Raw genomic sequence first — 8,886 nt, forward strand, 5'->3', positions numbered from 1 at the left:
CCACCGAGCGGGTCCTCGGCGAGAACACCGCCGAGTGGGTCCTCGGTGAGATCACCGCCATGCTGGCCGAAGTGCTCGACGAGTACGGCCTGCAGGACGCCGAGGTCACCATGGCGACCCGGTTCACCGAGGACCTCGAACTGGAGAGCATCGACCTGGTCACGCTGGCCGGACAGCTCCAGGAACGCTGGGGCGAGCGCGTCAACTTCGCCGAGTTCCTCGCGGGCATGGAACTGGACGAGATCATCGACCTGACCGTGGGCCGACTGGTCGACTACGTGGTAGCCCAGCTGACCACCGACGACCACGACGAGCGGGGCTGACCGTGGCCTTCCTCGACCTCGACGGGCTGCGCTGCCACGTGCAACGGCTCGCCCCGAGCGACGGCGGCCCGCCCTGCGCGACCGTCGTCCTGGTGCACGGGCTGCTGACCGACAGTCTCGCCAGCTACTACTTCACCCTGGCCCCCGCGCTCGCCGCCGCCGGCCTGGCCGTGGTGATGTACGACCAGCGCGGCCACGGACGCTCCGAACGCCCCTCCACCGGATACCAGTTGGAGCGGTTCACGGCCGACCTCGACGCGCTGCTCGACCGGCTCGCGATCGCCGGGCCGGTGCACCTGGTGGGCAACTCGTTCGGCGGCACCGTCGCGTTCGACCTGGCCGTCAACCGGCCGGAGCGGGTCGCGAGCATCCTGGCCATCGAGTCCGAGCCCGCCTCGCCCGCCTGGTCCGCCAAACTGGACGGCATCCTGCGCCGGGCCGGCACCGAACTCACCGACGAGACCGCCCTGGCCTGGGTCGCCGCCGAACGCGGCCGGCACACCGCCAGGTTGGCGCGCACGGCGGGCCGGCTGCTGGCCGCCACCTCGCTCGCCCGGGACATCCCGGCGAGCCGGCTGCCCAGCGAGTCGCAGCTGCGCGCGATCCGCTGCCCGGTGCTCACGGTGTACGGCACGGAGTCGGACCTGGCCGAGCAGGCGTCCTGGCTGGACGGCCTGCTGCCCGACTGCCGCAGCGAGTTCGCGGCCGGGCAGGAGCACTCCGTCCTCATCGAAGCTCCGTCACTGGTGCGGACCTTGACGTTGGATTGGCTGCGCGAACAAGGCGTCACCGGGCTGCGCGAGCCCCTGGAACGGAGCCTGCGGTGAGCCGGTTCCTGCTCGTCGTGCCGCCGCTGGTCGGGCACGTGAACCCGCTCGTCGGCGTCGCCGCCGCCCTCACGGCCCGCGGGCACACCGTCGCCTGGGCCGGACTGCCCGAGCTGGTAACGCAGTTGGCCGGCGAGGACGCCGAGGTGTTCCCGTGCGCCGTCCCGCCCCTGGCCCCCCACCGCCCGCCGGAGCTGCGCGGGCCGGCCGCGCTGAAGTTCCTCTGGCAGGAGTTCCTGGTCCCGCTCGCCGAGGCGATGGCACCCGACGTCGTGACGGCCTGCCACCGCTTCCGTCCCGACGTCGTGGTGGCGGACCAGCAGGCGGTGGCGGGCGCACTGGTCGCGGAGCGGCTCGGTCTGCCGTGGGCCACCTCCGCGACCACCTCCGCCGAGTTCACCGGGGCGCTCGACGGCATGCCGCTGGTCGCGGCCTGGGTCCGCGAGCAACTCGACAGGCTGCGCGAACGGTTGGGCACCCCCACGACCGGCACCGACCCGCGGTTCTCCCCCGCCCTGGTGCTCGCGTTCACCACGGCGGAGCTGGCCGGCAGGCCGACCGGCGCCGGAACCGGCCGGGTCCGCTTCGTCGGCCCGTCCCTGGCGGCCCGTCCGACGTCCGCGGCGTTCCCGTGGCAGTGGCTCGACCCGGCCCGCGCCACCGTCCTGGTCACCCTCGGCACCGCCAACACCGACGCCGGCGCGGCCTTCCTGACCGTCTGTAGGAACGCCCTCCAGGCCCGGTCCGACCGCGTGCAGGCGGTGATCGTGGACCCGGCAGGCGCACTGTCCGACCTGCCGCCCAACCCCGACCTCCTCGCGCTGCCCGCCGTCCCCCAGCTCAGCCTGCTGCCGCGCACCGCCGCCGTGGTCTGCCACGCCGGCCACAACACCGTCTGCGAGGCACTCTGGCACGGCGTGCCGCTGGTGGTCGCCCCGATCCGCGACGACCAACCGGTGGTGGCCCACCAGGTGGCCGAAACCGGCGCCGGAGTCCGGATCCGGTTCGGCCGCACCGACGCCGACCGCCTCGGCCGGGCGGTCGACGCCGTGCTCGACGACCCCGCCCACCGTGACGCCGCCCGCCGGATCGGCGCCTCGTTCCGCGCCGCGGGCGGCGCCTCCCGCGCCGCCGACCACCTGGAAACCCTGGCCGCCACCGACCCTCCGCCCACCGCGTCCACGCAGGAGTCCCGTTGACCGAGCCGCGCACCGCAGTCCCGCAGCCCCGCACCGCCGTCGTCGACGCGCTGCGCGACGCCTACCAGGCCGAACTCGCCGACGGCACCGACCGGTTCTTCCAGCCGCGCCGCACCGACTGCCCCTGGTGCGGCGCCCACCAGTTACGCGCCAGGCTGCGCACCCGCGACCTGTTCCAGTACAAGCCCGGGCACTTCGCACTCGACCGGTGCGACGGCTGCGGCCACGTCTTCCAGAACCCCGCCCTGACCGAGGACGGCCTGGCCTTCTACTACCGCGACTTCTACGACGGCCTCGGCGAACAACGGCTCGGCGGCGCGTTCGGCACCCGCCGCCGCACCTACCTGGGGCGCGCCCGCTCCGTACTCCCGTTCGCCGCCGCACCCGAGCGCTGGCTGGACGTCGGCACCGGGCACGGACACTTCTGCGAGGCCGCGCGCGAGCTGTTCCCCACGACCGTGTTCGACGGCCTCGACCTCAGCGCAGGCGTCGAACTGGCCGCCCAGCACGGCCGGATCGCCCACGCCCACCGCGGCGCGTTCCCCGACCTCCCCGGCCTGGAGGGCCAGTACGACGTGGTGAGCATGTTCCACTACCTCGAACACAGCACCGACCCCCGCCGCGAACTCGCCGCCGCCCGCCAGGTGTTGCGCCCGGACGGCCTGCTGCTGATCGAGGTCCCCGACCCGCAGAGCCGCTACGCCCGCCTGCTCGGCCGCTGGTGGCTGCCCTGGCTCCAACCCCAGCACCTCCACCTGGCCCCGGCTGCCAACCTGCGCGCCCGCCTCGCCGAACTCGGCTTCACCGTCCTGCTCGAACAGCACGCCGAGGCCCACGACCCGATCGACCTGCTCGCCGCCTGCTGGCTCCTCCTCGACGCCCTCGCCCCACGCGAGGACGCCCCATGGCACCCGGGCACCCCACCCGGCCGCCTGCGCCAGGCCCTGCGCGCCGCGGTGTTCCTCGCCGGAGCGCCGGCGCTGCTGCTCGCCGCCCTGGCCGACCGCCTGCTCGCCCGCGCGGCCGGCCCGGCCGGGCTCTCCAACGCCTACCGCCTGCTGGCCCGGAAGGACGGGTGAGCTGTGCGGATCAACTGGCCCTGCCCCTACTGCGGGTGGTCGTAGCCCTTGAGCGAATCAACGATGTCATCCCCGTACACCCAGAACGTGCCCGCATTCCCGTACCTGTCCCACGCGACGATCTTCGGGCTGTAGTACCACTTCCAGTCGTTTACCGGCCCGTTGGGGATGTGCCACCCGTCGCCGCCGATGGTGGCGTGCACCCAGGTGAAGCACAGGTAGCGTTCGGGATCCGCCCTGTCGTACATGGCAACGTCATCGCACCAGTCGTTCCCGTCCGGGAAATTGACGATCCGTCCCGTACCGCGGTCGTGCGGCTCGCGGTACCAGACATAGCCGCCGTAGAAGTTCCTCCGACCGTCCTCAGGGGTGATCCTGCAAGCGAAGAGCCCGTCATAGCCAGGCTCGCTGGCGTAGTCCTGCACGCGGAAGGCGACGAAGTAGTTGTCCTCGGCTTTCAAGGACAGGTAGTAGTTCCACGCATCTGTCGTCACACGACCCGTGTTGCCGCCTTCGCGGGTCGACGCACGCGAGCAGTCCCAGGTGATGTCCCCCCACGTGTACGTCACCGCCGATCGCGGACTGAACGTGACGCGACTCTGGTACGCCCCGCCTCGGGAGCTGCTGACGGTAGCTCCGGAGTCGGTTTTGACACGAACCCCAATCGACTTCCGACTCACCCCCGGCCAGCCGTACACGTAGAACGTGACGCACTGAGCCCCGTCGTCTTCGATCGTCGATTCGGCGCGCTCGCCGACCCCGTCAGGGGTTGCGGTGAACTCGTTCGCGGCGTCCGTGTAGGCCCACCCCGAGTAGCCGTTCCAGTCGAGTTTCGACTCGTCGTCGTAGTCGATGAGCCACAGGTTCTCCGCCAGGTGCTGGAGGTCGACCTGGACGGGATTTCCGTCCTCGTCGGTCGGCTCGACGGTGATCGCCACGGCGATCCTGTTCTGTCCGTTCGCGTAGATGTGGCAGTCCTGGCCGCCGCTCCGGAGTGTCACCGAGAGGTTCGACACGCTCGCCCAGGTGGACATGTCCGGTCTCCTTCGTGGTGTGACACGGCCCGGTGTCTTCCGTTCCCGGCACCAAGACTGACGCGTCGTCATCCACCACGTCGCGGGAAGGCGCAGAATGGCCGGTTCCTGCGGCCGGATCGGGAGAGCCGACTGACCGCCTGCGCCGAGCTGCTCGCCCGAACGAGCCGTCAAGGTGCCGCGTGGCCGTGCGGTGTCTTCTCCCAGCTGAACGGCGAGAACGCCAGTTGGTGCACTGCCCGCCAGGCCGCGACCCACCACAGCACCGAGTAGAGCGGCGTGAACACCGCGCGCCACGGGGCCCGCAGCCCGGCCCGTCTGGCGGCCACGAAGGTGATGGCCATCCAGAGGCCGGCCGCCGCCAGCTGGGCGGCGGTCGCCGACAGCACCAGCCCGGCGTCGGCGGTCCGCCACGGTCCGCACAGGGCGGTGACCGTGAGGGCGGCGAGCACCGGCTGGACCAGGGCGGTCACCGGGGCGCTCGCGACGATGCCGAGCAGCACGAGGAGTCCGCCGGGCCCGAACCGGCGGGCGGTCCGGTGGGGGCGGCGGGTGTGCACCATCGTCGTCATCAGGAAGCCCTTGAACCACCGGGTGCGCTGGCGCACGTACGGGCCCACGGCGTCGACCGCCTCCTCCCAGGTGACCGCCTCGATGGTCTCGGTGCGGTAGCCCAGGGCCGCGCAGCGCATGCCGAGGTCGGCGTCCTCGGTGACGTTCCAGGCGTCCCAACCGCCGAGCGCCCGCAGGGTGGCCGTGCGGAAGTGGTTGCTGGTCCCGCCGAGCGGTATCGGCAGCCCGAGCCGCACCATCCCCGGCAGCGCCAGGATGAACCGCAGGGCGTACTCCATGGCGAACTGCCCGGTCAGCCAGTTCCGCTCGGCGTTGTGGAACAGCAGCCGCGCCTGCACGCAGGCCAGCCGTCCGTCACGCGCGGCGAACCGGGCCGCGACCTGGCGCAGTTGGCCGGGATCGGGCCGGTCCTCCGCGTCGAAGATCACCAGCAGTTCGCCACGGGCCAGCATCAGCCCCAGGTTCACCGAGCGGGGCTTCGTCTGCGGCGGGCCGGACGGGAGTTGGACCACGCGGACGAACCCGGGCGGATTCGCGGCCAGCACCGCCCGGGCGGTGTCCGGGTCGTGCCGTTCCACCAGCACCAGCACCTCCAGCCGGTCCGCCGGGTAGTCCAGCCCGGCCAGGTGCCGGACCAGGTCGCCGATCACCCCGGCCTCCCGGTAGGCGGGCACCAGCACGGTGTAGAACGGGAGCTCCTCGGACGCCAGCGGCGGATCGTCCGAGCCGCCGTGCCGGCCCGCACCCGGCAGGCCGGCCACCATGACCACCGCGTTCAACACGCTGTACGCCGTCACCAGCACGGTCAGCAGCCCGAGGACGACCAGCGGCACGAACACCAGCCCGGCCACGGCCGCGGCGACGCCGACCGCGACCGCCATGAGCTGCCAACGGGCGAACCCGCTGCTCGCCGCCAACTCCGGATGCCGCCGGGCGAACCCGTGCGCCATCAACTCGGCCACCGCCGCGGACTGCTCGACCAGCGTCCGGTCCTGCTCCTCCGCCGTGCCGCGCGCCAGCGCTTCGATCAGGTCCCCGCCGGTGTCCACCAGTTCCGCCATGTACATCCCCTCCCAGGAGCAACGACTATCAGATCCATGATCAAGAGTGGTACTCCGCGGGCCACGGGGCGGCCGGGGAGATGGTGATGGGGTGTCAGCGGATGGCCAGGATGTGCGGGTGACGGCCGCAGGGATCGCGCGCAGGCGGCGATCAGTGCGGGGGTGTGGGGTGCGGCGGAGGTGGACCGGAGTCGGCACGGAGGTGAGGTGGAGGTGGGCCACGGTGCTCGGCGCCAGCTCGCCCCCGCAGACACTCGCTCTCCCCAGCTCAACAACCAGATGGCGGCGGCACGGAGGCGGCGGACCTCCGTCCGAACTCCGTTTCGCCTCCGCGCGTGTTCCGCGCACCTGCGCACCTGCGCACCTGCACACCGCACCCGGACACCTTGCCGCCCCGATCCGGTGCGCACCCACTCGCGCACCTGCGCACCGCACCCGAGCACCAGGGGTGCGCACCCCGGCCCTCCGGTGGATCCGGAGGTGGCCTGCGCCCACATCGTCCAGGGCCACCGCGACGGACCCACCCGGCACGGGACCACCGGAGCCAGAGTTCGCCCGCAAGGCCTGGGCCGTGCTCGACGCGAAGCCCGGCGCGGAGGCTCCGGACACGTCGCGTCCTGTGGTGTGTACCGTCGCTCCATGAGCGCGAGTCAGCAGCCAAGGTTGGACGAGATCGAAGAGCGGTTCGCCGCTGTGCTGGCCGGGCGACTGAGCCGGGACGAGGCCGACCGGTGGGCGGGAGAGTGGATCACCGCCGAGGGTCTCGCCTGGGACGACGTGTCCTGGTGGGCACTGGGGCTGCTGCACGGCATCGATCTGCCAGCCGGACCGGAGGACGGCTTCCTCCACGACGATGCCCAGGTGAGATCATGGCTGGCCGAGCTGCAAGTTCGCCGGGCCGCGTGACCGCGCGGCGCTGCGGCAACCACCGCGCTCACGATCGGAACGACGAGAAACACTCACCAGCCCACGGCCGAGGCCCACTGGCTCTCCATCACTTTCCGTGAATCGACGGTCAGCTGTGCCTCAGCACCTGGCGAGCTGAGCGTTCAGCGTCGGAGCTGGCATGATCACCGAGTGACAGATGTTCGCTTGCCCGCATTCCGGGGACCGGTGCGGTTTCGCTGCTGGGGTGGTTGCTGATGGCTTGGTGGTTCCGTCGGCGGTCGGAGCCGGACGACGAGGTGGTGTCGGTCCGACTGCCGGCCAGCCACGAGGTCGAGCTCCCGCGCGACGAAGAACTGGCCGAACTGACGGCCGGGGCGGAGCAGGGCGACGACGTGGCGATGGGCAACCTGGCGGCGGTCCTGCACCGGAAGGGCGACCAGGCCGGCGCGCTGCACTGGTGGGGCCGGGCCTGGGAAGCCGGGAACGTGGTGGCCGGCTTCAACCTGGGGATGCAGCACGCGGTCGCCGGTGACGCGAACCGCGCGCAGGTGGTCTGGGAGAAGGTCGCCGCGCTCGGCGATCCGGACGCCATGCTGGGCCTGGTCAAGCAGGCGCTCGACCGCGGCGATGCGGCCGGTGTCGAACGCTGGGTGCCGGTGATCCTCGCGCAGGACGAGGCGTTCCCGATCACCGCCTTGGGCGTGGCCTTCCGGGAGCACGGCGACTTGGCACGGGCCGTGCAGGCGTTCCTGCGCGCCGAGGAACTGGGCGACGGGTACGCGATGGAGTACCGAGCCCGGATCCTGGCTGCCCGGGGGCAGCACGAGGAGGCTGAGGCGCTGCGCGCACGGGCGGCGACGGCTGAGCGGATGCTCTGAGACGTGGCAGCGCGGCGAGCCGGCCCGCGGACGCTGACGGGTGTGTGCTGCAGGCGGCCGGGGTCGGCGGGGTGGACCGTGGGCTGAGTGACGGTCAGCCAGCCTGCGGCATCGGCGCCGGGAGCCGTACCGGCAGCGGGTCGGCTGCGGAGACCACGAAGACCGGAGAAGTACCTCTTCCGGTATTCAGCCTGGGCACCATCATCACCTCCGTCACACCCCTGACCTGCACGAACACGCCGGCCGGGGGTGTCCCGTGATTAGCGGGACACCCTGCTGGACGGGGCGGCGGACACCCGTAGCGGGACACCCTGACGGCCACTCGGCTCCCGGCGCCGTCGGCTCGGAGGTGGGGCGGAGGAGTTCGTGCGGTGCCCGGGCGGCCACCGCCTGTGGCTAAAACAGTGGTCGTCCCCCAGCCTTCCCTGACACGATTTCGGTGTGACCACCTTGTTCCTGATGGTCGGCCTGCCGGGGGCCGGCAAGACGACGCGCGCCCGGCAACTCGCCGAGGAGCACGGCGCGCTGCGGCTCACGCCCGACGACTGGATGCTTCCGCTGTTCGGTGTGCCGGAGGCGGAGGGGAAGCGCGACGTGCTGGAAGGGCGGATGCTCTGGCTCGCCCTGGAGGCGGTGCGGCTCGGCACCAACGTCGTGGTGGACTACGGCTGCTGGTCCCGGCACGAGCGCTCCGCGATCCGCTGGCTGGCGGAGGCGGAGGACGCGCACTTCCGCATGGTCTACCTGCCGGTCAACGACGCGACCCAGCGCACCCGGATCGCCCACCGATGGGCGACCACCCCGGAGGAAACGTTCCCGATGACCGAGGCCGACATCATGCTCGGGCGCGCGCACTTCGAGGAGCCCGACGCGACGGAACTCGAAGGGCGCGAGCTCGACGGCCCGCCCCCGGGGTGGCCGACCTGGCGGGAGTGGGCGGCGGAGCGGTGGCCGTCGTTCGCCTGCCCTGCGCCGGCTCCGCCGGCATCGACCTGAACGGCACCTGCTCGGCAGGGGTGACGGG

General features: G+C 72.2%; 9 protein-coding genes. 7 read left to right on the plus strand and 2 right to left on the minus strand.

Going from position 1 to position 8,886, the window contains the following annotated elements; all coding sequences use genetic code 11:
- Window positions 1-59 precede the first annotated feature (59 nt).
- Genes FHX73_RS30985 through FHX73_RS31000 form a run of 4 tightly spaced genes read left to right on the plus strand, consistent with a single transcriptional unit; the run spans window position 60 to window position 3,428 of the window.
- Window positions 60-323 carry an acyl carrier protein gene (locus FHX73_RS30985; protein ID WP_145909776.1) on the plus strand — a complete coding sequence of 88 codons (264 nt, stop codon included), beginning with the start codon at window positions 60-62 and terminating at the stop codon, window positions 321-323.
- Window positions 324-325: 2 nt separating this feature from the next.
- Complete coding sequence (locus tag FHX73_RS30990; protein ID WP_145909261.1) at window positions 326-1,150, plus strand: alpha/beta fold hydrolase; 825 nt, start codon at window positions 326-328, stop codon at window positions 1,148-1,150.
- Window positions 1,147-2,349: a glycosyltransferase gene (locus FHX73_RS30995; RefSeq protein ID WP_145909262.1), complete on the plus strand. Its 1,203-nt coding sequence runs from the start codon at window positions 1,147-1,149 to the stop codon at window positions 2,347-2,349. The genes FHX73_RS30990 and FHX73_RS30995 overlap by 4 nt, the downstream gene beginning before the upstream one ends.
- A complete protein-coding gene (locus FHX73_RS31000; RefSeq protein ID WP_145909263.1) occupies window positions 2,346-3,428 on the plus strand; it encodes a class I SAM-dependent methyltransferase in 1,083 nt (360 codons plus the stop codon). Before FHX73_RS30995 ends, FHX73_RS31000 begins: the two co-directional genes overlap by 4 nt.
- A 26-nt stretch (window positions 3,429-3,454) precedes the next feature.
- Here FHX73_RS31000 and FHX73_RS31005 read toward each other — a convergent pair whose 3' ends face one another.
- Both FHX73_RS31005 and FHX73_RS31010 read right to left on the minus strand, forming a co-directional pair.
- Window positions 3,455-4,462, minus strand: a complete 1,008-nt coding sequence (locus tag FHX73_RS31005; protein WP_145909264.1) for a hypothetical protein — start codon at window positions 4,460-4,462, stop codon at window positions 3,455-3,457.
- A gap of 170 nt (window positions 4,463-4,632) precedes the next feature.
- A complete protein-coding gene (locus FHX73_RS31010) occupies window positions 4,633-6,096 on the minus strand; it encodes a glycosyltransferase (RefSeq protein ID WP_170305157.1) in 1,464 nt (487 codons plus the stop codon).
- Window positions 6,097-6,735: 639 nt separating this feature from the next.
- Here FHX73_RS31010 and FHX73_RS31015 point away from each other — a divergent pair.
- The 3 genes from FHX73_RS31015 to FHX73_RS31025 all read left to right on the plus strand — a co-directional run bounded on the left by FHX73_RS31015 (window position 6,736) and on the right by FHX73_RS31025 (window position 8,858).
- Complete coding sequence (locus FHX73_RS31015; protein WP_145909266.1) at window positions 6,736-7,002, plus strand: hypothetical protein; 267 nt, start codon at window positions 6,736-6,738, stop codon at window positions 7,000-7,002.
- A 236-nt stretch (window positions 7,003-7,238) separates the two neighbouring features.
- On the plus strand, window positions 7,239-7,862 hold the full coding sequence (locus FHX73_RS31020; RefSeq protein ID WP_145909267.1) for an SEL1-like repeat protein: 624 nt from the start codon (window positions 7,239-7,241) through the stop codon (window positions 7,860-7,862).
- 441 nt (window positions 7,863-8,303) lie between these two features.
- Window positions 8,304-8,858 (plus strand): P-loop nucleotide/nucleoside kinase family protein, encoded by a 555-nt coding sequence (locus FHX73_RS31025; protein WP_145909268.1) that lies wholly within the window; start codon window positions 8,304-8,306, stop codon window positions 8,856-8,858.
- Window positions 8,859-8,886 lie beyond the last annotated feature (28 nt).

It is taken from the genome of Kitasatospora viridis, from assembly GCF_007829815.1.
GTDB lineage: Bacteria > Actinomycetota > Actinomycetes > Streptomycetales > Streptomycetaceae > Kitasatospora > Kitasatospora viridis.

Excerpts from the sequence above, each read along its gene's own strand:
- FHX73_RS30985 (WP_145909776.1), top strand. The coding sequence starts at position 60 with ATGCTGGCCGAAGTGCTCGACGAGTACGGCCTGCAGGACGCCGAGGTC.
- FHX73_RS31005 (WP_145909264.1), bottom strand. The coding sequence starts at position 4,462 with ATGTCCACCTGGGCGAGCGTGTCGAACCTCTCGGTGACACTCCGGAGC.
- FHX73_RS31010 (WP_170305157.1), bottom strand. The coding sequence starts at position 6,096 with ATGGCGGAACTGGTGGACACCGGCGGGGACCTGATCGAAGCGCTGGCG.
- FHX73_RS31015 (WP_145909266.1), top strand. The coding sequence starts at position 6,736 with ATGAGCGCGAGTCAGCAGCCAAGGTTGGACGAGATCGAAGAGCGGTTC.
- FHX73_RS31020 (WP_145909267.1), top strand. The coding sequence starts at position 7,239 with ATGGCTTGGTGGTTCCGTCGGCGGTCGGAGCCGGACGACGAGGTGGTG.